Genomic DNA, 23,910 nt, shown 5'->3' with positions numbered 1-23,910 from the left:
GCAAGGGTCATCGCTTACTCGCCCGTTGCACCGGCCGGGGCACCCGGACGACGACGGCGACGGCGACGCTTGCGCGGCGCCCCGTTCTCGTCGTCCCCCTCTTCGCTGTGCATCGCATCCAGCGACGATTCCAGTTCGCGACCGGACTGTGCCTGTGCCTCGCGCCAGAATTCAACATCGGCGGCGTGTTCGGCCGAGGCTACCTGGCGCAGGCTGAGGAAGTCGAATGCAGCACGGAAACGCGGATGGGTCAGGGTGCGGAACACGCGCTTGCGCTGGCGCGAGCCGAAGCGCGACTGCAGCAGCCAGATCTCCTGCATCGGCAGCGAGAAGCGGCGCGGCAGCGCGATGGTGCTCAGCTGCTGCACCGTGACGCGGTCAGCGGCACGACGCTGCGCTTCTTCCGGCGCCACGCCCTGCTTGAGCAGGGTCGCCTGCGCGCGACAGTAGGCCGGCCACAGCAGCAGCGCGAACAGGAACGCGGGCGAGACAGGCTCGTCGTTGGCCACGCGCGCATCGGTGTTGGCCAGACCTTCGACCAGCATGCGACGCAGCGCGCCGGTGCGGTTGGACTTGAGCGCTTTGGCGCTTTCCGGGAACAGCACATCCAGCAGGCCGTAGCGCTCCAGGCCTTCGAAGCTGGCCACGCCGTGCCCGGACAGGAACAGCTTGAGCACTTCCTCGAACAGGCGTGCCGGCGCGGCTTCATTGAGCAGGTCGGCCAGGCGCGGGATCGGCGCGGCGGTGCCCTCTTCGATCTGGAAGCCGAGCTTGGCCGCCAGGCGCACCGCACGCAGCATGCGTACCGGATCCTCGCGGTAGCGCTGTTCGGGGTCGCCGATCAGCTTCATCAGGCGCGCCTGCACGTCTTCAAAGCCGCCTGTGTAGTCGCGCACCGAGAAGTCCTCGATGGCGTAGTACAGAGCGTTGCAGGTGAAGTCGCGGCGGACGGCGTCGTCTTCGATGGTGCCGTACACGTTGTCGCGCACGAGCATGCCGTTTTCCATCTCACGGTCGCCGCTGCCGTCATCGCTGTTGGCACGGAAGGTGGCGACTTCGATGATCTCGCGGCCGAACACCACATGGGCGAGTCGGAACCGGCGACCGATCAGGCGGCAGTTGCGGAACAACTGCTTGACCTGTTCGGGCGTGGCGTCGGTGGCCACGTCGAAATCCTTGGGTTGGCCATTGACCAGCAGATCGCGCACCGCACCGCCGACAAGGTAGGCGCCGAAGCCGGCATCGCGCAGGCGATAAAGCACGCGCAGGGCGTTCGGGCTGATGTCCTTGCGGGAGATCGTGTGCTGGTCGCGCGGGATGACGCGCAGGCTGAACGGTGATGTAGCAGGGGAAATGATGTTGGCGCTTCCGGTTGAAGTTTCGGGATTGCCCAATGGCATCGAGGTGCATATACTAGCGCTCCTGCCTCGGCAGCGACACAGTTACGCTCCCTTCGTCTAGTGGTTAGGACGTGGCCCTCTCAAGGCTAAAACAGGGGTTCGAGTCCCCTAGGGAGCGCCAGTCGCCGCAGCAGGAACCGAAAAAGCCCGCCTTTGTGCGGGCTTTTCTGTTTTCCGGGATTGCAGTGACTGCGGTCGAGTTGGTCGCATCGGCGCCTCCCTGCAATCGGCTTGAGCCGGTGGGGTCACCCAGGGCAGGACACGCCGTGAACCCATCCATGGGGGCTCGATGGCGCCATCCATGGCGCCAACGGTCCCGCCCTGGGTGACCCCACCGGCTCTGGACGGTTTCCCGCGACCCCCGGCAACAACCGACCAGCGCTTCGCCGCGTCCGCACGCACCATGAAACTGTCAGGAGGGGGCAGGCCGCCCTCTCCAGGACCGTTGGCGCCATGGGTTGGGCGCATGCGCCCGACGGGTTGGGCAAGGAGCCCAACCCTGGTCTTGCCGAGTGCGCAGGACAGCGCACGCGAGCAAGGCGCCATCGAGCACCATGGATGGGCTTTTGCGTGTCCTGGAGAGGGCGGCCTGCCCCCTCAAACTCGGGACAACCAGGCGCCAACAGGATGCAACCGAAGCCAGGCAGCGTCAGCCTTCCATCTGCTCCAGCTCCTTGCCCTTGGTCTCGCGCACGCAGCGGACCACGAAGAAGATCGAGAGGATCGCAACGACAGCGTAGATGCCGTAGGCCCCGGCCAGGCCGATGCCGGCCAGCAGCATCGGGAAGGTCACGGTGATCGCGAAGTTCGAGGTCCACTGCGCCGCGCCGGCAACGGCCAACGCCGGGCCGCGGATCTGGTTCGGGAACATCTCGCCCAGCATCACCCACATCACCGGGCCCCAGGACATGTTGAAGAACACCACGTAGACATTGGCGGCGACCAGCGCCAGCCGGCCCATGCCATCGGACAGCTGCAGGCGACCATCGGCCAGGCTGCCGCTGGCAAACGCCACCACCATCAGCACCAGCGCCACCGACATGCCAACCGAGCCGATCCACAGCAGCGGCTTGCGCCCGATGCGGTCGATCAACAGCACCGTCAGCAGGCAGGCGCCGATGCTCAGCGCGCCGGACAGCACGTTGATCAGCAGCGCGTCGCTTTCCGAGAAGCCCACCGCCTGCCACAGCACCGCGCCGTAATAGAACACCACGTTGATGCCGACCAGCTGCTGGAACATGGCCAGGCCAATGCCTACCCAGAGGATCGGGCGCAGTCTGCCGGTGGCTTTGCTGCGCAGGTCGCTGAAGCGCGGCTTGTGCTGGTCCTGGGCCAGGCTCGCCTCGATCTCGGCCTGCTTGGCCGTTGCGGCGTCCTCGCCATACAGCCGGGCCAGCACCGCCCTCGCCTGCGCCTGCCGCCCCCTCAGCACCAGGAAGCGCGGACTCTCCGGAATCACCAGCAACAACAGCAGGAACAGCCCCGACGGCAGCGCCTGCATCCAGAACATCCAGCGCCAGGCCTCATGGCCCAGCCACAACGGCTCGGTCGAGGCGCCGGCGGCGCGGGCCAGCAGGTAGTTGCTGAGAAAGGCCGCGAACAGGCCACAGATGATCGCCATCTGCTGCACCGTGGCCAGGCGACCGCGATAGCGCGCCGAGGCCACCTCGGCGATGTAGGCCGGTGACATCACGCTGGCCGCGCCTACGGCGAAGCCGCCGAGCACGCGGGCGGCGATGAACAGCCAGGAAGCATGGGCGGCACCGGCGCCCAGCGCCGAGACCAGGAACATCAGCGCCGAGGCGATCAGCACGCCACGACGGCCAAGGCGATCCCCCAGCCAGCCCGCCAGGAAGGCACCGATCGCGCAGCCCAGCAGCATCGAAGCCACCTCGAAGCCCAGCGCGGCCTCGCTGGAGTTGAAGGCCTGGCGCAGGCCATCGACCGTGCCATTGATGACACCACTGTCGAAGCCGAACAGGAAACCGCCGAGGGTGGCCACGCAACTGATCAGGACAATGAACGCAGTGTTCTCGCCGCCGTGGGAGGCGGCGCCGGACTGGGCTTGGGGCATGGGCAATCCTGCTGGGAAGGGGTTTCGGCTGGCAGGGCAGCCTGTGCTCCCGCAGCGTCGCACAGGCCGCGCCATGCCGCCAATATCCGCCACGGCCGCGCCTGCCAGACGCCCGTTTTCGGCCCCGCGCCGACACCGGGGGCCAACCTGTTCTAGAATTGTCGGGTTCAGGAATCGATCCACCCCCAGCCCATGCCCTTTGTCGTCACCGAAAACTGCATCAAGTGCAAACACACCGATTGCGTGGAAGTGTGCCCCGTGGATTGCTTCCACGAAGGCCCGAACTTCCTGGTGATCGACCCGGATGAGTGCATCGACTGCACCCTCTGCGAGCCGGAGTGCCCGGTCAACGCGATTTTCCCCGAGGACGACGTCCCCGCCGGCCAGGAAGGCTTCGTTGCCCTCAACGCCGAGCTGGCGAAGGAGTGGCCGGTGCTGACCGTGCGCAAGGACCCGCCCGCCGATGCCGGCGAATGGGACGGCAAGCCGGACAAGCTGAAGCTGCTGGAGCGCTGAGAAGCGCCTGCTGCGGCAACGAGAAAGGGCGCCCATGGCGCCCTTTCTCGTTGCTCGGCAGATACCAACCGCGCGATCCGGCAGGTGCCAACCGCAAGATCCAGTAGGTGCCAACCTTGGTTGGCACAGAAGCGCCGACCAAGGTCGGCCTCTACCAGAGGCAGCCCTTACTGGGCCAGCTTCGCCTTCAGTGCGGCGATCAGCTTCACGGGTGCTTCGGCGGTGGCCGGCAAGCCACGCGGGTCGACCGCAGAGATGTAGGCGCCGGCATCGACGGCAACCACGCGAACCAGGAAATTGCTGCCTTCGTAGGCCACATCGTACGAGCCGAGCAGCTGCGCGCGGCTGGCAATGGTCACACCCGCCACGCCTTCCAGTGCGGTACCGACCTTGGCGAAGGCTTCATCCTTGCCGCCGGCAATGGTGAAACCGGTGTTGCCCACGGCCGGAGCCGCAGCCGCAGGCGCGGCCGGCTTGGTTGCCGAGACCAGCGCCGGCACCTTGTTGTCACCGGTGGTGGCCGGCAGGTTCAGGTCCGGCGGCACTTCCAGCGGACGCATTTCCGGGGCCAGGGCGTAGTCGCCCTTGACGCCACGCTTGAAGCAGCCGGTGGTGCCGGCGGCGACGGCCACGGCAAGCAGCGCGTAGGACAGCACGCGGACGGTGGAAACGGATTGACGCATGTGAATCTCCTGGGTCAGACCAAGACGGAAGGTCAGTGGCTGGAAAGGGCTTCGAGGGCGGCGATGTCGCCGGCAAGATGGTCGGCCGCCGGATGGTGCGCCGCCGACAGCGGCAGCAGCGGCAGACGCAGGTCGTGACCGATGCCGATGCGACGCAGCAGCGCCTTGACCGGAATCGGGTTCGGCTCAACGCCGCAGAAATCATGGAACGGATGCAGGCGCGCATCCCAGGACTCGGTGGCTTCGTGATCGTGGGCGGCAGCCAGCTCGCACATCCGGCGGTAGGCGCCGGGCAGCACGTTGGAGCCGACCGAGATCAGGCCATCGATACCGGCCCGGATCGAGCGCGCGGCCGTGCCGTCATCGCCACTGAGCACCGCGAACTTCGGGCTGCGCAATGCCAGCAGCGCCTGCACCCGGCCGGTGTCACCCACCGCTTCCTTGATGCCGACGATGTTGGGATGGCTGGCCAGCTCGGCCACGGTCTCCGGCTGCATGTCGCACCCGGTACGGCCAGGCACGTTGTACAGCACGACCGGCAGCCCCCCTTGGTCGGCAACTGCGCGGTAGTGCGCGATCAGGCCAGCCTGGGTCGGCCGCACGTACGGCGGGGTGACCACCAGCGCGTGGCTGGCGCCAAGCGCGGCGGCACGGCGGGTCTGTTCGATGGTCTTGGCGGTGCCCGACAGGCCGGTACCGGCCATGACCGGGATGCGGCCGCCGATGCGCTCGACCGCACTGGCCAGCAGCAGGTCGTACTCGGCATCGGTGAGGGTCGCTGCTTCACCGGTCGAGCCGGCTACGACAACGCCATGGACGCCACCTTCCAGTTGCAGGTGCAGCAGGCGCTGCCAACCGTCGGGATCGAGGGCACCGTCGGCCCGGAACGGGGTCGCCAGCGCGGTGATGAGGCCGGAAAGGGACAAGGACGTGCTGCTCTTGGCTGGGAAGGGAAAACGCCCGCCACGAAAGGCCGGGGGCGACCTGAATGTTACTTGCGGCGCGAAAGCACGGGCAAGTATGCTGGACACCGGTGGATCCCCGCCTCAGGCGGGCATTCAGACTAACGCATGCATTACCCGGAATCGCCTTGACCGACACCACCCCGCGCCCCGCGCCGAGCGAAAACCACCTCCTGATCAACGCCTACACGACGCATCCGGAGTCCCCCCTGCTGTCCGTCACCCGCCGCATTGCCGACAGCGGCTGCAATCTGGTGGACGCACGCCTGGCCACGGTCGGCCGCGATGTCTCGGTCACCGCCCTGGCCACCGGCTCCTGGGACTCGGTGGCCAAGCTGGAAGCGATGCTGACCCGGCTGGAGCGCGAAGAGGGCCTGAAACTGGTCTGGTACCGCACCGCCGCCAAGCAGGCGCAGTCCAACCTGCTGCCGTACATCGTCGAAGTGATCGCCGCCGACAAACCCGGCATCCTGTTCCAGCTGGCCGATTTCTTCGACCGCCAGGGCATCACCATCGAGAACCTGCAGAGCACGCGCTACCGCGCCATGCAGACCGGTGCGGAGATGTTCAGCGCGCAGGTCACCATTGGCGTCCCGGCCAACATGCACATCGCCGCACTGCGCGACGACTTCCTTGAATTCTGCGACCACCTGAACCTGGACGCGATCATGGACCCGATGAAATTCTGATTCTTCGCGCGCCTCTCACGGGCGCGTGGCGTTTCATGCAATTGTCGTAGAAAGAACCCAGGCTCGACAGAAGGACCTCATGAACAACGGCGATACCCTGGACAGCACCACCCTCTCCCTGCCGCTGGCGCTGTCCGGTGGCGAACAGGCAACCCTCGGCGACTACGCCGGCCACTGGCTGGTGCTGTACTTCTACCCCAAGGACAGCACCCCCGGCTGCACCACCGAAGGCATCGACTTCAACGCACTGCTGCCGAAATTCAAGAAGGCAGGCGCGGTGGTACTCGGTGTCTCGCGCGACTCGGTGAAGTCGCACGACAACTTCTGCGCCAAGCAGGGCTTCAACTTCCCGCTGGTCAGCGATGGCGACGAAGCGCTGTGCAGCGCCTTCGACGTGATCAGGATGAAGAACATGTACGGCAAGCAGGTACGTGGCATCGAACGCAGCACCTTCCTGATTTCCCCCGACAGCCGCATCGTGCAGTCCTGGCGCAAGGTCAAGGTTGCCGGCCATGCCGATGCCGTTCTCGCCGAACTGAAGGCCTCCCAGTCCAAGTGAGTCCCACTGCCTACTGTGTCTGCCATCACCCTGCCCCGCGGCAGGCCGTGGTGGTTTTTCCCTGTCCGTAACCAGGAATCGACGATGACCCGAGGCAAGCGCATCTACGTGCTGGATACCAACGTGCTGATGCACGATCCCACCGCGCTGTTCAAATTCGAGGAGCACGACGTCTACCTGCCCATGCAGGTGATCGAGGAGCTGGACAACGGCAAGAAGGGCACCTCCGAAGCGAGCCGCAACGCCCGCCAGGTGAGCCGCTTCCTCAACGAGCTGGTGCAGGAATCCGGCCTGGACAACCTGGCCGACGGCATTCCGCTGCAGCGTCCCAATGGCCTGCAGCTGCGCGGCAAGCAGAGCGCCGGCAAGCTGCGCTTCCAGACCAGCCATTTCGACGCCGGCAAGAGCTTCGGCAAGGTCATCCCGGACAACGCCATCCTCGGCGCGATCCTGGCGCTGAAGGAAGAAACCCCGGACCTGCCGGTGGTGTTCGTTTCCAAGGACATCAACCTGCGGATCAAGGCCGCGATCGCCGGCATCGTGTCCGAGGACTACGAGAACGACCGTGCGCTGGACGATTTCAGCCTGCTCTACACCGGCGCCACCGAGCTGCCGGAAGACTTCTGGAAGCGCCACGGCGATGACCTGCGCAGCTGGAGCGACAAGGGCCGCACGCATTACGAAATCCTGGCCCAGGATGGCGAGGAGTGGTACCCGAACCAGTACGTCTACCTGCCTGGCGAAGATGAAGTCGAGCTGCGCGTCAGCCGCGTGGTCGGCGACGGCAAGGTGGTGCTGTCGCTGGTCGATGATTTCCGCCACGGCAGCCACGCCGTGTGGGGCATCAGCGCACGCAACCGCGAGCAGAACTTCGCGCTCAACGCACTGATGGATCCGGAGATCGACTTCGTGACGCTGCTGGGTACCGCCGGCACCGGCAAGACCCTGCTGGCGCTGGCCGCCGGCCTGGCGCAGACGATGGACCAGCAGCGCTACCGCGAGATCATCATGACCCGCGCCACGGTCAGCGTCGGCGAGGACATCGGCTTCCTGCCCGGCACCGAGGAAGAGAAGATGACGCCGTGGATGGGCGCACTGACCGACAACCTGGAAGTGCTCACGCACAACCAGGAAGGCGGCACCTGGGGGCGCCAGGCGACCAACGACCTGCTGGCCAGCCGCATCAAGATCCGCTCGATGAACTTCATGCGCGGCCGCACCTTCCTGTCGCGCTACCTGATCCTGGACGAGGCGCAGAACCTCACCCCGAAGCAGATGAAGACGCTGATCACCCGTGCCGGCCCCGGTACCAAGATCGTCTGCCTGGGCAACGTCGAGCAGATCGACACCCCGTACCTGACCGAGACCACCTCGGGCCTGACCTACGCGGTGGATCGCTTCAAGAACTGGCCGCATAGTGCGCACATCACCCTGCGCCGAGGCGAACGCTCACGCCTGGCCGATTACGCTTCGGAGGTGTTGTGAACCGCTGCACCCGCCTGCTGCTGCCCACGGCTGCGATCGCCCTCGCAGCCGTCCTGGGTGCCTGCACCACCACGCGCGGCCCGGCCAGCGTGCCGACCGCCGAGCGTACCGGCCAATCCTGGGTGGTCACCCGCCCGATCATCGCCGCGCAGGTGCTCGATACCTGCTCGCGCCCCAGTCCCGGCCGCGAGGCCGGGCGGGTCAGTGGTTACTGGGCGCCCAGCCGGCAGCAGATCGACCAGCTGGAAGCGCAGCTGTCGTCGCTGGAATCACAGGTACCGAAGGTGCTGGACTTCGACCGCCAGTACGTCGGCATCGAAAGCGCCGGCAAGCGTCTGATCTACATCAACGCCTTCCATCTGCCCGACGACAGCGGCATCAACCCGGCACGGGAAGCGATCCGCGTCTGTGACGGCGGCACGCAGTTCTGGGGCGCGGTATTCGACCCGGCCAGCAACACCTTCAGCGAGCTGCAGTTCAACGGCGGCTTCGGCGGGCCCTGAGGGGCCCCGCCGATGGGAATACGCCTGCCCACCTGGGTCTGGATTGGCGCGGTCGCGCTCTCGTGCGTGGCCGGCATGGTCAACGTGGTCGGCTTCCTCGGTTTCGAGCACCAGGCGGTCAGCCACATGACCGGCAGCACCAGCCAGCTCGGCATGGCGCTGGCCCAGGGCGACTGGCGCGCAGTCGGCCATCTATGGGGACTGTTGATCGCGTTCTCGCTGGGCGCGATGCTCAGCGGCCTGCTGATCCAGGACAGCGCATTGCAGCTGGGCCGCCGCTACGGCGTCGCGCTGGCGCTGGAATCGGCACTGCTGCTGATGGCCATTCCGCTGTTCGAACAGCATCAGATCTGGGGCGCACTGGCCGCCGCCATGGCCTGCGGCCTGCAGAACGCGATGGCCACCACCTTCAGTGGCGCGGTGGTGCGCACCACCCACCTCAGCGGCATGTTCACCGACCTCGGCATCGGCCTGGGCCACCTGCTGCGTGGACTGCCGCTGCAGGTTCGACGGCTGACCCTCAGCGGCCTGATCATCAGCGGCTTCCTCGGCGGCGGCATCATCGGCGCCTGGTTGTTCATGCGCTGGCAATACGACGCCCTGCTCGCCCCCGCCCTGCTGACCGGCCTGACCGGGCTGGGCTATGTGCTGTACCAGCAGTGGGCGCGTTGGCGGCATTGAGGGCCGCGCTCCAGGGGTCAGATCCCTTTTCCTGCGGAAAAGGGATCTGACCCCATCTCCCGCATCGACGCTACCGTCTTTGCGGTGACCACGGCACAATCGCCGGATGAGCCCGACCACTCCCGTTTCCGCCCTCACCATCGCCGGATCCGACTCCGGCGGTGGCGCCGGCGTCCCCGCCGATCTCAAGGCCTTCGCCGCGCACCGCGTGCATGGCTTGGCCGTGTTCGCTGCACTGACCGCACAGAACACCCGTGGCGTCACCGCCGTGCACGTGCCACCAATCGCATTCCTGCAGGCGCAGATCGAAGCCTGCTTCGATGACTTCGACATCCATGCCGTGAAACTCGGCATGCTGGCCAACGCCGAGGTGATCCATGCGGTCGCCGACGCCCTGGAAAAGCATCGCCCGCCGCACGTGGTGCTGGACCCGGTGATGGTCGCCACCAGCGGCGCCCGCCTGCTGGAGGAAAGTGCGCTCAAGGCCATGCGCGAACGCCTGCTGCCGTTGGCGACGCTGGTTACGCCCAATACCCCGGAAGCAGAACTCCTGATCGGCCGGAAGATCGGCAACGGCGATGACGCCGAACAGGCTGCCTCCGCCCTGCTCGATCTCGGTGCCGGTGCGGTGCTGCTGAAAGGCGGCCACCTGCAGGAAGGCAACCGCGTGATCGATCGCTACTTCGACGGCGTCAGCAGCGAAGAATTCATTCACGCCCGCCTGCCGCTGGACGCACATGGCACAGGCTGCACGCTGGCCTCGGCCATCGCCGCGCAGCTGTGCAACGGCCTGAGCCTGGCCAATGCCTGCGAAGCCGGCATCGACTACGTTGCGCGCGGCCTGCAGCAGGGCTACGCGCCTGGCCGCAGCGAGGTGCTGGTGCTGGATCACTTCGGCGCGGCACCGCACGCATGAGTCTCGCACCGGACGTCGTTGCCGTGCAGTGCACTGATGGCCATCGCTACGAAGTGATCGCCTGCGTGCCCGCACAGCCCATCGTGCGCCTGCTGTGGCTGCCGGCGCTGGGCGTGGCCGCGCGCCACTACCTGCCGCTGGCGCAGGCGCTGGCTGCGAAGGGCGTGGCGGTGTACCTGCATGAGTGGCGCGGCAACGGCAGCAGCTCGCTGCGCCCGTCGCGCACGCAGGACTGGGGCTATCGCGAAGTACTCGAACAGGATCTGCCGGCCAGCCAGGCCGTCCTGGCCGCAGCGGATGACGAAGCCGGCGCCCTGTCCTGGATCATCGGTGGACACAGCCTCGGTGGGCAGCTGGCCTGCGTGCATGCCGGCCGCAACCCGCAGCACTTCAACCGGCTGTGGCTGGCGGCCAGCGGCTCACCGTTCTGGCGTGGCTTCCCACCACCGCGCGGCTGGCTGCTGCCGCTGGTCTACCGCTTCCTGCCGTGGCTCGCGCAGCGCCAGGGCGTGCTGCATGGTCGCCGCCTCGGCTTCGGTGGCACCGAAGCACGCGGACTGATCGCCGACTGGGCGCGCGTGGGCCTGAACAACCACTATGCCGCGGCCGGCATGGACGAAGACCTCGATGCGCAGATGGCGCGCGTGCATGGCAGCGCACAGGCGGTGTTGATGGAACAGGACTGGCTGGCACCGATCGGTTCGATGCAGACGTTGCTGGCGAAACTGCCGAATGTGGCCGCGCAACTGCGCGTGCTGTCCGCGCAGGAACTGGGCACGCGCGCCGACCACTTCGCTTGGCTGAAGGCCCCGAACGCCGTGGCTGACAGCTTTTTCATTCAGTTGGATGAAAATTTTCACAAAACTGTTGACGGTACGCGCCGACATCCGCATAATTCCGCTCCTGTCGCAGGGCGCCCGTAGCTCAGTTGGATAGAGTACCTGGCTACGAACCAGGCGGTCGGGAGTTCGAATCTCTCCGGGCGCACCACTCGACAGGTTTTCAGCATCCGCCGCTGGAAATGCAGTAAAATTAAGCAGTAAGTTGATTGTGTACCGCGCGCCCGTAGCTCAGTTGGATAGAGTACCTGGCTACGAACCAGGCGGTCGGGAGTTCGAATCTCTCCGGGCGCACCATACACAGTCAGCACAACAAGTTTATGTAATTGGCGCCCGTAGCTCAGTTGGATAGAGTACCTGGCTACGAACCAGGCGGTCGGGAGTTCGAATCTCTCCGGGCGCACCATTACACCGAAACAGCAGGCCCCGGCCTGCTGTTTTTTTATGTGTGTTTTTCGGCAGGGCTGCGCCCTGCACCTGCAGATGCTTCAAGCCAAGGCAACGGCAACGGCAACGGCAACAGCAGAAGCTGGCATTCCGTGGGTTGGCGGGGCGACATGGACAGGCAGGACACGCCGTAAACCCATCCATGGGGGCTCGATGGCGGCATCCATGCCGCCAACGGTCCTGCCTGCCCATGCCGCCCCACCTCTGACAGATTTCCGCGATCTGGTAGATCCACGCCATGCGTGGATGACTCCATCGGAATCGAATATTTCGACAATTGATCGAAAAGCATCCACGCATGGCGTGGATCTACCGTGTCGACCAAGGTCGACACCTACCAGAGCAGTACGCCGTTCCGACAGATCGCGGAAAACTGTCGAAGGCGGGGTGGGTCCGGTTGCGGGGGCGTGAGCCGCATGGATGCGGCGACCGAGCTTACATGGACGTACTTGCAGCGACCCCCGCAACCGGACCCACCCCGCCCCCCCCCCACAGGAAACCAGCTTCTGCTGTTGCTGTTGCTGTTGCTGTTGCTGTTGCTGTTGCTCCAGCTCGTAGCGGGTGCAGGGCGCAGCCCTGCCAAACCCCTACCCCCTGGCCATTGCCTGCCACCACTGCGACAGCAGCTCCGGCCTGCGCAGGCGCTCTCGCCACCAGCGCAGTGCGGCACCATCCTCGCCGGTGCGCCAGGCCAGCCAGAAGGTCTCTTCCGGCTTGTGCTCCTCCACCTCACGGATCACCAGCTGGCCACGCGCCACCGCAGCGCGCGCGCACGGCTCGGGCAGGAAACCGAAGCCCACGCCTTCGCACTGCAGCTTCAGCTTGCTGGCCATGTCCGGCACCGTCAGCATCTCCTGCCCCATCAACAGGCCGACCGTGCGCGGCAGCAGCCGTCGCGCCGAATCGGAGACCGCGATCGCGCAGTGTTCGACCAGCTGCTCGCGACCGAGCACACCCGGCACTGCAGCCAACGGATGGTCGGGGGCGACCGCGAACACGAACTCCACCGTGCCCAGCGGCTCGACCACGTAACCGCCGCCGCTGGGACCCTCGCCCGGCGCACCGACCAGCAGGTCGGCACGGCGGTCCAGCAAGGCCTCCCAGGTACCGGACAGGGCCTCGCCGATCAACCGCAGCCGGGTCGGTGCCTCGGCCTCACGAAACGCGGCGATGTCCGGGCCGAGCAGCCAGGTCGGGAACACCGAGTCCACCGCCAGGGTCAGTTCGGTCTCCCAGCCCGACGCCACCCGGCGCACCCGCAGTTCCAGCTCCCGGGCCGCGCGCAGCAGGTGCCGTCCTTCGTCCAGCAGCGCGCGGCCAGCCTCGGTCGGCTCGGCGCGCGGGCCGACCCGGTCGAACAGCTGTACGCCCAGGTCCTCCTCCAGCTTGGCCACGGTGTAGGAGATGGTCGAAGGCACCTTGTGCAGGGCCTTGCCGGCACCGGCGAACGAGCCGCGGCGGTCGATGGCGTCCAGGATCTGCAGGGCATCGAGGCTGAGCTTGAGCATTCGAATTTTTCGATGATGGCTGTCAAAACTATCCGTTTTTCAAACCCCGGCCGCAAGCGGATACTTCTCTCCAACGGGGAAACACGGCAACTACCGCCCCACCCCGCCCCATCGAAACCATCGAACAAGGAGATTCCATCATGCTGCAGATCCGCAAGAGCGCTACCCGTGGCCTGGCCGAGCATGGCTGGCTGTCCTCGCGCCATACCTTCTCCTTCGCCAACTACTACGACCCCCGGTACGTCAGCTTCGGACCGCTGCGGGTGATCAACGAAGACAAGGTGATCGGCGGCCAGGGCTTCGGCACCCACAGCCACAGCAACATGGAGATCGTTTCCTATGTGCTGGGCGGCGCGCTGGAGCACAAGGACTCGATGGGCACCGGCTCGGTGCTGCGCTACGGCGACGTGCAGCGCATGAGCGCCGGCAGCGGTGTCAGCCATAGTGAATTCAACCACTCGGCCGACGAGACCGTGCACTTCCTGCAGATCTGGATCTTCCCGGACGCGGAGAACATCACGCCGTCCTACGAGGAGACCCACTTCGCCCCGGAAACCAAGCGCGGCCAGCTGCGCCTGATCGCCTCGCCGGACGGTGCCGACGGTTCGCTGCGCATCCACCAGGATGCCCGCATCTTCGCCACCATCCTCGATGGCGGCCAGAAGCTGCACCACGCCCTCGGCAACGGCCGTGGCGCCTATGTGCAGGTGGCGCGTGGCCAGCTGCAGGTCAATGGCATCACTCTGGAAGCCGGTGATGCGCTGCAGGTCAGCGACGAAGCGCAGCTGACCCTGGAAAACGGCAACGACGCCGAAGTGCTGGTGTTCGACCTGCCGCTGTAACGACAACGCCCGCGATGCCGAAAAGCATCGCGGGCGTATGTGTAGAGCCGCGTCAGAACCTGTAATTCAAGCTCAACCGCACGTTGCGCGGCTCACCCCAGGTATAGGTGCTGTACCAGCTGAAGATCGTGTAGTACCGCTTGTCCAGCAGGTTGTTGACGTTGAGCGTGGCCGACAGGCGATCGTTGAATTCATAGCGCGCCATTGCATCGAGCAGCCAGTAGGGTTGGGTGCGATGCACCACCTTGGCCTGCGTGGCCGGGTTGGTGATCTCGCCGAAAGTGGAATCCTGCCAGCGCGCACCACCGCCCAGCGTCAGGCCTTTCCAGTCGCCACGCAGGCGATAGCTGGTGTGCAGGCTGAACTGGTTTTCCGGTTCCAGCGTGGTGACCTTGGCACCGGCCTGGCGGGCGATCTTGTGCGAGAACCCACCCTGCACCTGCCAGCCTTCCGCCAGCTGGCCAGACATTTCCAGCTCGTAGCCCTTGGTACGCACGCCCATCAGCGCGCGATAGGCATCCTGACCGTCCGGTGTCTTGCCGCCGGTGGGCTGGGCAAAGTTGTCCTGGTCGAGCTGGAACAGCGCCGCACTGGCGTTGAAGCGCCCATCGAGGAACTCGGCCTTCAGGCCCATCTCGTAGCTGCGGCCTTCCAGCGGATCCAGTGCCTTGCCCTGCTCGTCGCGTTCGCTATGCGGTTTGAAGATGGTGCTGTAGCTGGCGTACACCGAATAGTGCTCACCGAGGTCGTAGACCACACCGGCATACGGCACGAACACGCCGGTCTCGCGCGTGTCCGGCGAGCGGTAGCTGGCCAGGCGGCTGCCCACGATCACCTTCAGTGGATCGGCCACGTCGAAACCGCCGACCACGTACAGGCCGTTCTCACGCGTCACTTCGTTGTTGCTGTAGCTGCGCTGCCACTCCGGCTCGGGAATGTCGCCCTGCCATGCGCGGTAGTCGGGTACTTCTGTCGGGTAGCCCGGCTGCGGCGAGTAGCCGGTATTGGTCCAGCGCTTGCGCGAGGCACTGCCACCGACCACCAACTCATGCTCGCGGCCGAACAGGCCGAAATGACCGCTCAGGTAGAAGTCGGCCGCGTTGCTGACGGTCTTGCCAACGTACTTGCCCAGCCACAACGAAACCCCTTCACCAGTGATCGGATCGGGATTGCCACCGGCCGCCCCCGCCAGCGCCGCGTCGTAGCCGTTGACCTGATGGTTGAGCTGCAGCTTGGCAATCCAGTCATTGCTGAACGTATGTTCCAGTGTGGCGAAACCGGTTCGCACGTACTGGCGCCAGCCACTCCAATGGGTGCCGTTGTTGAACGAACGCGGCATGTCGTTGAAGTTGCCCTGGCTGTCCAGCAGCGGGATGCCACCCCAGGTCGAGCCCTTCGGGTCGCTGTCCATCGTATCGCCCCCCACGGTCAGCAGGGTGCGCTCGCCCAGATCGGCTTCCAGCACCGCGTAGCCCACCTTGCTGGTGCGCTGGTAGAAGTCGAGATTGGAATGCTTGTCCTGCCACGCACCGACCGCGCGGCCGCGGACACGCCCATCGGCGGTCAACGGGCCACCCACATCGATCTCGGCACGATAGTCATCCCAGCGGCCGACACCCAGCGTCGCACTGCCAGCGAAGTCCTTGCCCGGCTTCTTGCGCACCAGGTTGATGGTCGCACCCGGATCGCCCATGCCGGTCAGCAGGCCAGTTGCGCCCTTGAGCACTTCGATGCGGTCATAGATCGCGGTATCGCTGAGCGTGTTGCCCGCCGAATAGGCCGAGTCACGCGACATCGGGATGCCGTCGTACTGGAAGTTCTGCACGGCAAATCCACGTGCGTAGTACTCGGTGCGCTCGCTGTCGTAGGTGACGATGCTGATGCCCGGGGTCACCCGCATCACGTCATCAATGCCGTTCAGGCCAAAGTCGTCCATCTGAGCGCGGGTAATGACGCTGATGGTCTGCGGGGTCTGCCGTGGCGTCAGCACCAGGCGGGTAGCGGTGGCGATGGTGCCGGGCGTGTACGCGCCGCTACCCTCGGTGATGGTGCCGAGCAGGTTGGCGGTGACCTGCACGGTCTGCAGGGTCTGCGATGCCGGGGCCTCGGCGGCCTTGTCCGGCTCGGTGGTGGACTGCGCGGCTGCGATGCCGCTGCTGGCCAGTGCGGTGATCAGCAGGCCCTGGGCAAGCGCCTGCGGCAACGCACGGCGACGCGGCAAGGGGGACGGAATACGGGCATCAGGCACAGACAGCACGACGGGACCTCCACGATCGGGTGGGATCCTCTGGCGGCGGCTGGAGGGAAGACGGGGACGCGGCCGGATGGCCGCAGGCGCAGGAGTGTACTCCCCTGCGCCCCGGCTGTCGTGCGATGTGCTGTGGTGCGGCGCGCTGCCGCAGGCTCAGCCGCCGATGGCGGCGCAGGCCTCCAGGATCAGCGCGGTCACGTCCTTCGGCTGCGAGGCCAGCGAGGCATGGCTGGCATCCAGCTCCAGCAGTCGTTTGGGCTGCATGCGCGTGGCCATGGCCCTCTGGTTCTCCGGCGCGATCATGCGGTCGTGGCGGGACAGCTGGTACCAGCTCGGCCTGTGCTTCCACGCCGGGTCGCTCACCACATCACCGAAGGTGCTGGCCAGCGGTGCCTTCTGGGTCACCGCCATCACCCGGCCCTCGTCTTCGCTCAGATCCTGGCAGAAGCTCTCATGGAACTTGTCCGCACGCAGCCACAGGTAGCCATCGCTGTCCGGTGCCAGGTTCGGCGCCGCCTCCGGCAGGTGCTGCTGGGTAATGCCACCAGGGCTCTCGCCGGCATCAGGCGCGAAAGCGGCGATGTAGACCAGGCCCTTCACGTTGTCCTCGTTGCCAGCCTGGCTGATCACCGCGCCGCCATAGGAGTGACCGACCAGCAGCACCGGCCCGTCGATCTGCCGGATCATTTTCCGGGTGCGTCCTGCATCATCAGCCAACGACGTGAGCGGCAGCTCCACCGCCTGCACACGGTCATGGCCGTTGCGATGCAGTTCCAGGATCACCTTGGCCCAGTGTGCGGCCCCGCCCCAGAAGCCATGGACGAGGAGGATGGTCGGTGTCGTGCTCATGTACAGGTCTCCGGCAGCGGGCGGCGGAATGCCGACCGTGTCGCCACTGTCCGTGGGCGACGTTAATCGCCAGTGACGCGATCGGGTCACTGCAATCGTATGCGTCGCCCGATGTCACGCATGGCACTTGCCGAGCCGTCCTGAAAACGTTTTCATGAACACCCCCTGGAGCTTCGCACCGCGCATGACGCCTTCATCCCCACGTGCCCAACAGCACGCCACCCGTGCCGCCTTCTTCATCCCTGGATTCGCCACCGCCGCATGGGCGCCGATGGTGCCCTACGCCAAGGCCAAGGCCGGGCTGTCCGACGCCAGCCTCGGCGCGGTGCTGCTGTGCCTCGGGCTCGGCTCACTGCTGGCGATGCCACTGGCAGGTGCGCTGACCGGGCGGCTGGGATGCCGCCGGGTGATGGTGATCACCTGCGCGATGATGCTGTGCGCCCTGCCCTTGCTGGTGCTGGCGCCCTCTCCGGTAGCGCTGGGCGCGGCCCTGTTCGTGTTCGGCGCCGGCGTCGGTGCACTGGATTGTGCGATGAACATGCAGGCGGTCGCGGTCGAGCGCGACGCCGGACGCGCGATGATGTCCGGCTTCCACGCCTTCTACAGCATCGGTGGTTTCGTCGGTGCCGGTTGCATGACGGGCCTGCTGATCCTCGGCACTCCACTCTGGCTGGCCGCGCTGGTGTCGGTGGCGGCACTGCTGCTGGTGGCAGTGCTGTCGGCACCGCACTGGCGCCCACAACGGATCCTGCATGAAGGCCCCCTGCTGGCACTGCCGCATGGCGTGGTGCTGTTCATCGGCGTGCTGGCCTTCGTGGTGTTCCTCGCCGAGGGCTCGATGCTGGACTGGAGCGCGGTGTTCCTCGCCGAAGTGCGGCAGGTGCCACGTGACCAGGCCGGTGCCGGCTTCGCACTGTTCACCCTGGCGATGACCGCGATGCGCCTGTTCGGCGACGGCATCGTCGAGCGCCTCGGCCGGACCCGCACCCTGGTCTTCGGCGGCATCACCGCGGCTGCGGGATTCACCCTGGCGACGCTGGTCCCATCGTTCCCGGTGGCGCTGGCCGGCTACGTACTGGTCGGGCTGGGCTGCGCCAACATCGTGCCGGCGCTGTTCTCGATGGCGGGCCAACAGCGGGTGATGCCGGAGAGCATCGCCATCACCGCGGTCACCACGCTGGGGTATGCCGGCATCCTCGCCGGTCCGGCCGCGATCGGCGCACTCGCACACGCCACCAGCCTCGGCTTCGCCTTCCTGTGCGTGGCCGCGTTGCTGCTGGGCGTCGCCGCGTCGGCGCGCTCACTGGCACGACGCCTGCCCTGACAGAAAAAGGGGACGGAGGGGATTAAGTCGTTTCTGGCCCAGGTGTGCGGGAAACGACTTAATCCCCTCCGTCCCCTTTTTTGTTCAACCGCGCGTTGGAGCCTTCACCGGCAGGTTGGTGTCGTGCACCAGCCACTCGGCCTGGGCCGGCAGCTGTGGTGCCGGGCACGCGCTCTGCGGATGGTGCTCGTCGCGCGCCATCCAGTCATCGACCACGCCCGCCAGCAGGTCCAGTCGCAGCGGCAGGGTGATGTGGTCCTCGCCGCGCATCTCGATGTAGTGCGCGCGCGGATTGGCCTGGGCCAGTTCGCGGCCCTGGCTGACCGGAATGTGCTGGTCGCCCTGCCCGTGCAGCAGCAGTACGCAGGCGCGGGTATCGGCCAGCGCGCGCGCCACGTCCACGCGGTCCAGGTCAACATCGATGCGGCGGCTGGCGGCGGCGATCACCTGGTTGATGTCCTGGCCGCCGTAGCGCCAGCGCGCGTACGACGCCACCGCCTGCGCCTTCAGGCCTTCCGGCTGCAGTCCCATCAGGTGCGGGATCATGGTGCGGATCGCCACACCGGCATTGGCGAACGATTCCATCGCCACCACGCCTTCCACCTGGTCGCCCAGCTTGTCGGCGGTGAACACCGCCGTGGCCGCGCCGTAGGACACACCGAACAGGTACAACGGACCGGTCACTTCACCGCGTGCACGCAGCTCACCGATCACATCAACCACGTCATCGGATTCGTAGGTGCCGTATCCGGACGGACCGGCACCGGACTGGCCATGGTTGCGCAGGTCCAGGGTGATCACGCGGTAGCCGGACTCGGCCAGCTGCAGCGACCACGGCAGCATCGAATCACCGTTCATCATCCAGCCGTGCAGCAGCACTACGGTGCCGCGCGGCGTCTGCGCGCGGAACGGCTGCGGCACCGCCAGGCTCAGGCCGGTATCCAGCGGCAGGCCGTTCTCATGGCGCTGCGGCAGGTAGTGGTAACGCGCGCCGTAATCGCCGGGATCGAACACACGCCAGAAGATCGGCACGCCATCGCGGCCCGGCGCGAAGCCATGGCGGTTGGGCAGTTCGGCGATGGCCGCGGCAATGCGCGGGCGATCGAGCAGGGTCGATACGCCACCCGGTGCGATCAGCCGATCGGCGAGTGAGGTGGACGAGGCATTGATGGAGGAGGAGCATGCAGCCAACCACAGGCCGGCGCACGCCAGCAACAGCAGCAGCAGGCGCTTCATATCACGTCATAGGGGTGAATCAGACAGGCTGGGACGTTAACGCCCCGATAGACCGGTCATCTATCGCGCGCGGATGACGGCTTGATGACAGCGCAGGAACGATTCAGCTTGGCGTACAAGCTGTATCCGTTCAGTCATTGATCCGGATCAATGAACGCGCGCGCGGGATTGCCCACAGTGCCGCCATGCGCACCTCGTTCAAGCTCGCCATTGCCCTGGCCGCCATGCTGGCCGCCGCCTACGGCATCGCCCGCACCACGCCCTACTGGTTCGCACCGCGACAGACGGCGCAGGTCGACACCCACGACCCGGCACTGATCGCGCAGGGGCAGTACCTGTCGCGCGCCGCCGACTGCGCCGCCTGCCACACCGCGCCCGGCGGCAAGCCGTTCGCCGGTGGCCTCGGCATGCAGACGCCGATGGGCACGATCTATTCGACCAACATCACGCCCGATCCGGACACCGGCATCGGTGCCTACGACTACGCCGACTTCGAGCGCGCGGTGCGCCGCGGCATCCGTCACGATGGCCAGCCGCTGTATCCGGCGATGCCGTATGCCTCGTATGTGATCGCCAGCGATGCCGAGATCAAGGCGCTGTACGCCTATTTCATGGGCTCGGTGCAGCCGGTGAAGCAGGACAACGCCGACAGCACGATCCCGTGGCCGGCCAGCATGCGCTGGCCACTGGCCTGGTGGCAGCTGCTGTTCGCACGCCCGCGCACGTTCAACCCGGATCCGTCGTTGGATGCCGGCCAGCAGCGCGGCGCCGAACTGGTGGAAGGCCTGGCCCACTGCGGTGCCTGCCACACGCCACGTGGCCTGGCGTTCCAGGAAAAGGCGATGGCCGATGATGGCAGCCGCCAGTTCCTGTCCGGCTCGGTGCTCGAAGGCTGGTACGCGAAGAACCTGCGCAACGAGTCGACCGGCCTCGCCAGCTGGAGCGAGGGCGAGATCGTCGACTTCCTGCGCACCGGACGCACCGATCGCTCCGCGGCCTTCGGTGGCATGGGCGATGTGGTCGAGCACAGCACCCAGTACCTGTCCGACGCCGACCTGCTGGCGATGGCCCGCTACCTGAAACAGCTGCCGGCACGCGAGGGCCGCAACGCACAGTGGTCACCGGGTACCGACACCACCACCGCCGCACTACGCAGTGGCGACTATCGCGTGGCCGGCTCGCTGGCCTATGCCGAGCATTGCCAGGCCTGCCATCGCGCCGACGGCCGCGGCATGCCCCGCATCTACCCGGCCCTGGCCGGCAACTCGATCGTGTTCGCCGATGATCCCAGCTCGCTGGTACAGGTAACCCTGATCGGCGGCCGCACGCCGCATACCGCGCACGACCGCATGGCCTTCACCATGCCCGGCTTCGAGCAGCTGCCGAATGCGCAGCTGGCACAGATCCTGACCTTCATCCGCAGCAGCTGGGGCAACCAGGCCAGTGCAGTGAGCGAGGTCGACGTGGCGCGCATGCGCAGGGTGGTGCGTGACAAGCCGGTGCACTACGTTCCGCAGGAGGCCGCACGATGAAACGTTCGCGCAAACGCTCCCGCCTGCTGGTCGGCAGCGTGGTCACCCTCATGCTGCTGGCCGGTGCCGGCACCCTCGCCTATCGCCATCTGTACCCGGACCTGGATGCTGCCGTAGCCAGCACGATCGATATCCTCGATGCGCAGGGCAAGGTGGTCGGGCACTACCACGCGCCCAGCGCCGAAGAAATCGCCGGGCTGGGCAATGCAGAATCGGTGATGCTTGGACGCCGCATCCTCAACGAGACCGCGCGCCTGCTGCCGGACAACGTCGGCAACGATCTGAACTGCAATTCGTGCCACATGGCCGAGGGCAAGCGACCGTTCGGCAACCACTACTTCAACACCGGCGGCGGCGCCTATCCGCGTTACATGCCGCGTCCGGGCAAGGTGATCGGGCTGACCGAGCGCATCAATGGCTGCCTGCAGCGCTCAATGAACGGCAAGCCGCTACCGAAGGACTCACCGCAGATGCGCGCGATGCTCGACTACATGGCGTGGCTGAGCAGTCCCGTGCCAGACGGTGCAAAGGTGGCCGCCCCCAGCGAGGGCCCCATCGACAGCACGCTGACCCCGGACCCGATCCGTGGCCAGGCGCTGTACGCCGTGCAGTGTGCCGCCTGCCATGGCGACAACGGCGAAGGCCGGCGCGATGCCAGCGGTGATATCGCCTTCCCGCCACTGTGGGGCGACCACAGCTTCAACATCGGCGCCGGCATGGCGCGCCTGTACAAGGCGGCCGGTTTCGTCAAGCACAACATGCCGCCGGCGGTGACCCGCGAGCCACCACTGGGTCAGCAGGTGATGCCCGACCAGGATGCGGTGGACATCGCCAGCTACTTCATCAACCAGCCGCGGCCGGACTTCGCCAACAAGAGCAAGGACTGGCCGCGCGACCCGAAACCCAAGGACGCGCGGTACTGAGGAGGGCGTGGTTCAGCGCTTGACCAGCTCGACCCGGCGATTGCGCGCTTTGCCTTGCTCGCTGCCATTGTCGGCTACCGGCCTGTCGGCACCGAAGCCGGCCGCCTGCAGGCGGTCGGCGGCGATGCCCTTGGCGGTCAACGCCGCCACCACCGACCGGGCCCGATCCTCGGACAAGCTGCGGTTGTGCGCGGCCGCGCCACTGTTGTCGGTGTGGCCTTCAATCGACAGTTTCAGCGACGGGTCGGCACGGAGCAGGTCCAGCACCTGCGCCAGTTGCGGTTCGGACGTCGGCAGGATCTGCGCCTTGTCGGTAGCGAAGTTGACCTGGATCGCCACGCGGCCGTCGCTGTCCAGCTTCTTCTTCAACGCATCGGCCGGCAGCAGCGCCGCCGTCTGGGTGAAGCCTTTGCGCTCGACCACGACCCAGCCTGCGCTGAGGTATTCCAGGCGAGCATGCACCCACACCTGGCGGCCATCAGCCAGATCGACGCGATAGACCACGGTGTCGTAGTTGTCCCAGCTGTAGCTGGCCGCGTTGCCGTAGGACGACTGCACCTGCTTCGACACGCCCTCGGCCGCCTCGTGCGGGATGCGCCCCTCGAACACCTTGGTGCCGTTGACCTGGGCCATCATCGCCTCAAGGTTGCGGCGTACTTCATGCATCGAGTATTCGCGCTCGCCCTTGTCGAAATCGGCAGCGAAGGTGCGGCCCTCGACCGGTTCGAAGTGATCTCCGGTCCAGAACGGGAAGGCATCGAAATCACGCTGCTCGGGCGTGTTGCGCTCACGATAGCCGGCCGGCAGGGACAGGTGCGGGAAACTGTCCGACCACTGCGCGGTGGCCTTGAACGGAACGTCATCCACGACCACCAGACCGGCGCCGTTGCTGTCCACCGCCAGCTGCACCCACACGGTGCGGTTGGCCTGGCGCAGCACATAGACGGTGGTGGGTGCGTCCTGTTCACCGTTCACCGCATCGATGAAGCCACCACCGATCTCGCCTTCCAGTTGCCGGCCGTAGTAGATGTCGCGCAGCAGCTTGCCTTCAAAGACCTTGCGGCCGCCAGCGGCGGTGATCACACCGTCGAAGTTGCGCTGTACTTCCAGCGCGGAGAACGCCTTGTCGGGGGCCGCCTCACTGTCGGTCACGATGCGTGCCGACCAGCTCGGACCTTCCACCCAATGCACACCCTCGCCCATCCGGAACGGGAAGCGCGCCCAGGCGCGCGGGTGCGGGGCGTTCTGCGGCGCGTAGCCCTGCGGCAGGCTGAAGAACGGCAGTCCGCCCAGCGCGGTATCGCTCAGCGGCACGCTGCTGGTGTCGAACGGCACCAGCGGCACCGGCTTGCCATCGCGGTCGGTGAGTGCGGTGCCGTCGGCCGCTGCCAATGAACCCGCCGGCGCTGCCGCCGCGGCGGCGCTCTCGCCTGCAGCCGATGGCGGCGGTGCGGCCGCCTGTTCGCCTGCCGGCGTCCGGTTGCACCCTGCCAGCAGCACCAGTGCTGCGCCCCCCAGCCAGATCCTCGACCGCTTCTGCATCGCCACCACCTCAGCTCCATTGAAGCGCCGAGCATAACCGAAGGCCGTGACCGTCCCCACAGTGCCATCGTTCGTGCGCCGCCACGTCATGCCGATGTCATTGCCGCTGCCGACACTCCAGAGCTTCCCCCTTTTGAAGGTCCGGTTTC

Annotated in this window: 21 protein-coding genes and 4 tRNA genes; 16 read left to right on the top strand and 9 right to left on the bottom strand. The window is 66.5% G+C overall.

Going from position 1 to position 23,910, the window contains the following annotated elements; translation table 11 throughout:
- Positions 1–14: 14 nt before the first annotated feature.
- Entirely contained in the window at positions 15–1,400 is a 1,386-nt protein-coding gene (gene pcnB / locus N5D91_RS14960) for a polynucleotide adenylyltransferase PcnB (RefSeq protein WP_162622022.1), read from the bottom strand.
- A gap of 46 nt (positions 1,401–1,446) precedes the next feature.
- On the opposite strand from pcnB, the gene N5D91_RS14955 reads away from it, so the two are divergent.
- Positions 1,447–1,521: transfer RNA gene (locus N5D91_RS14955), tRNA-Glu, on the top strand.
- Between the two features lie 528 nt (positions 1,522–2,049).
- Here N5D91_RS14955 and N5D91_RS14950 read toward each other — a convergent pair.
- Positions 2,050–3,474, bottom strand: a complete 1,425-nt coding sequence (locus tag N5D91_RS14950) for a sugar porter family MFS transporter (protein ID WP_180855540.1) — start codon at positions 3,472–3,474, stop codon at positions 2,050–2,052.
- A 192-nt stretch (positions 3,475–3,666) separates the two neighbouring features.
- Between N5D91_RS14950 and fdxA the strand changes: the two genes are divergently transcribed.
- The gene (fdxA, locus tag N5D91_RS14945; RefSeq protein ID WP_005409054.1) at positions 3,667–3,990 is read left to right on the top strand and encodes a ferredoxin FdxA; all 324 of its coding nucleotides are present in this window, start codon (positions 3,667–3,669) and stop codon (positions 3,988–3,990) included.
- A gap of 167 nt (positions 3,991–4,157) precedes the next feature.
- Here the strand turns inward: fdxA and N5D91_RS14940 are convergent, their stop codons facing one another.
- The gene (locus N5D91_RS14940; RefSeq protein ID WP_110711909.1) at positions 4,158–4,673 is read right to left on the bottom strand and encodes a hypothetical protein; all 516 of its coding nucleotides are present in this window, start codon (positions 4,671–4,673) and stop codon (positions 4,158–4,160) included.
- A gap of 32 nt (positions 4,674–4,705) precedes the next feature.
- On the bottom strand, positions 4,706–5,599 hold the full coding sequence (gene dapA, locus N5D91_RS14935) for a 4-hydroxy-tetrahydrodipicolinate synthase (RefSeq protein ID WP_110711908.1): 894 nt from the start codon (positions 5,597–5,599) through the stop codon (positions 4,706–4,708).
- Between the two features lie 164 nt (positions 5,600–5,763).
- Between dapA and N5D91_RS14930 the strand changes: the two genes are divergently transcribed.
- The 10 genes from N5D91_RS14930 to N5D91_RS14885 all read left to right on the top strand — a co-directional run bounded on the left by N5D91_RS14930 (position 5,764) and on the right by N5D91_RS14885 (position 11,713).
- Complete coding sequence (locus tag N5D91_RS14930) at positions 5,764–6,324, top strand: glycine cleavage system protein R (RefSeq protein WP_005409051.1); 561 nt, start codon at positions 5,764–5,766, stop codon at positions 6,322–6,324.
- A gap of 79 nt (positions 6,325–6,403) precedes the next feature.
- On the top strand, positions 6,404–6,883 hold the full coding sequence (locus N5D91_RS14925) for a peroxiredoxin (RefSeq protein ID WP_049434212.1): 480 nt from the start codon (positions 6,404–6,406) through the stop codon (positions 6,881–6,883).
- Positions 6,884–6,967: 84 nt separating this feature from the next.
- Positions 6,968–8,368, top strand: coding sequence for a PhoH family protein (locus tag N5D91_RS14920; RefSeq protein WP_010484287.1), 1,401 nt, complete (start codon positions 6,968–6,970; stop codon positions 8,366–8,368).
- On the top strand, positions 8,365–8,871 hold the full coding sequence (locus N5D91_RS14915) for a hypothetical protein (protein WP_032128845.1): 507 nt from the start codon (positions 8,365–8,367) through the stop codon (positions 8,869–8,871). Before N5D91_RS14920 ends, N5D91_RS14915 begins: the two co-directional genes overlap by 4 nt.
- Positions 8,872–8,883: 12 nt before the next feature.
- Entirely contained in the window at positions 8,884–9,552 is a 669-nt protein-coding gene (locus tag N5D91_RS14910; RefSeq protein WP_180855538.1) for a YoaK family protein, read from the top strand.
- Positions 9,553–9,658: 106 nt separating this feature from the next.
- Positions 9,659–10,468 carry a bifunctional hydroxymethylpyrimidine kinase/phosphomethylpyrimidine kinase gene (gene thiD / locus N5D91_RS14905; RefSeq protein ID WP_049423499.1) on the top strand — a complete coding sequence of 270 codons (810 nt, stop codon included), beginning with the start codon at positions 9,659–9,661 and terminating at the stop codon, positions 10,466–10,468.
- On the top strand, positions 10,465–11,391 hold the full coding sequence (locus N5D91_RS14900; RefSeq protein ID WP_180855537.1) for an alpha/beta fold hydrolase: 927 nt from the start codon (positions 10,465–10,467) through the stop codon (positions 11,389–11,391). Before thiD ends, N5D91_RS14900 begins: the two co-directional genes overlap by 4 nt.
- Positions 11,382–11,458: transfer RNA gene (locus tag N5D91_RS14895), tRNA-Arg, on the top strand. The genes N5D91_RS14900 and N5D91_RS14895 overlap by 10 nt, the downstream gene beginning before the upstream one ends.
- A gap of 69 nt (positions 11,459–11,527) precedes the next feature.
- A tRNA-Arg gene (locus N5D91_RS14890) sits at positions 11,528–11,604 on the top strand.
- Between the two features lie 32 nt (positions 11,605–11,636).
- Positions 11,637–11,713, top strand: a tRNA-Arg gene (locus N5D91_RS14885).
- Between the two features lie 628 nt (positions 11,714–12,341).
- Here the strand turns inward: N5D91_RS14885 and N5D91_RS14880 are convergent.
- A complete protein-coding gene (locus N5D91_RS14880) occupies positions 12,342–13,262 on the bottom strand; it encodes a LysR family transcriptional regulator (RefSeq protein WP_100443621.1) in 921 nt (306 codons plus the stop codon).
- Positions 13,263–13,402: 140 nt separating this feature from the next.
- Between N5D91_RS14880 and N5D91_RS14875 the strand changes: the two genes are divergently transcribed.
- The gene (locus N5D91_RS14875; protein ID WP_012510689.1) at positions 13,403–14,104 is read left to right on the top strand and encodes a pirin family protein; all 702 of its coding nucleotides are present in this window, start codon (positions 13,403–13,405) and stop codon (positions 14,102–14,104) included.
- Positions 14,105–14,156: 52 nt separating this feature from the next.
- On the opposite strand, the gene N5D91_RS14870 is transcribed toward N5D91_RS14875, so the two are convergent.
- On the bottom strand, positions 14,157–16,361 hold the full coding sequence (locus tag N5D91_RS14870) for a TonB-dependent siderophore receptor (protein ID WP_180855332.1): 2,205 nt from the start codon (positions 16,359–16,361) through the stop codon (positions 14,157–14,159).
- Between the two features lie 147 nt (positions 16,362–16,508).
- Positions 16,509–17,204: an alpha/beta hydrolase gene (locus N5D91_RS14865; protein WP_180855333.1), complete on the bottom strand. Its 696-nt coding sequence runs from the start codon at positions 17,202–17,204 to the stop codon at positions 16,509–16,511.
- 184 nt (positions 17,205–17,388) lie between these two features.
- On the opposite strand from N5D91_RS14865, the gene N5D91_RS14860 reads away from it, so the two are divergent.
- Positions 17,389–18,528, top strand: a complete 1,140-nt coding sequence (locus N5D91_RS14860; RefSeq protein ID WP_180855349.1) for an MFS transporter — start codon at positions 17,389–17,391, stop codon at positions 18,526–18,528.
- 84 nt (positions 18,529–18,612) lie between these two features.
- Here the strand turns inward: N5D91_RS14860 and N5D91_RS14855 are convergent, their stop codons facing one another.
- Positions 18,613–19,764 (bottom strand): alpha/beta fold hydrolase, encoded by a 1,152-nt coding sequence (locus tag N5D91_RS14855; RefSeq protein ID WP_110711901.1) that lies wholly within the window; start codon positions 19,762–19,764, stop codon positions 18,613–18,615.
- Between the two features lie 185 nt (positions 19,765–19,949).
- Between N5D91_RS14855 and N5D91_RS14850 the strand changes: the two genes are divergently transcribed.
- Entirely contained in the window at positions 19,950–21,296 is a 1,347-nt protein-coding gene (locus N5D91_RS14850) for a cytochrome c (RefSeq protein ID WP_180855334.1), read from the top strand.
- A complete protein-coding gene (locus N5D91_RS14845) occupies positions 21,293–22,219 on the top strand; it encodes a c-type cytochrome (RefSeq protein WP_153855145.1) in 927 nt (308 codons plus the stop codon). The genes N5D91_RS14850 and N5D91_RS14845 overlap by 4 nt, the downstream gene beginning before the upstream one ends.
- Positions 22,220–22,231: 12 nt before the next feature.
- On the opposite strand, the gene N5D91_RS14840 is transcribed toward N5D91_RS14845, so the two are convergent.
- Positions 22,232–23,761, bottom strand: a complete 1,530-nt coding sequence (locus tag N5D91_RS14840) for an OmpA family protein (protein WP_180855335.1) — start codon at positions 23,759–23,761, stop codon at positions 22,232–22,234.
- Positions 23,762–23,910 lie beyond the last annotated feature (149 nt).

It is taken from the genome of Stenotrophomonas sp. GD03794 (assembly GCF_029842145.1).
GTDB lineage: Bacteria > Pseudomonadota > Gammaproteobacteria > Xanthomonadales > Xanthomonadaceae > Stenotrophomonas > Stenotrophomonas riyadhensis.
The sequence above is the reverse complement of the archived record's forward strand: the minus strand, read 5'-3'. Positions and strand labels throughout refer to the sequence as shown.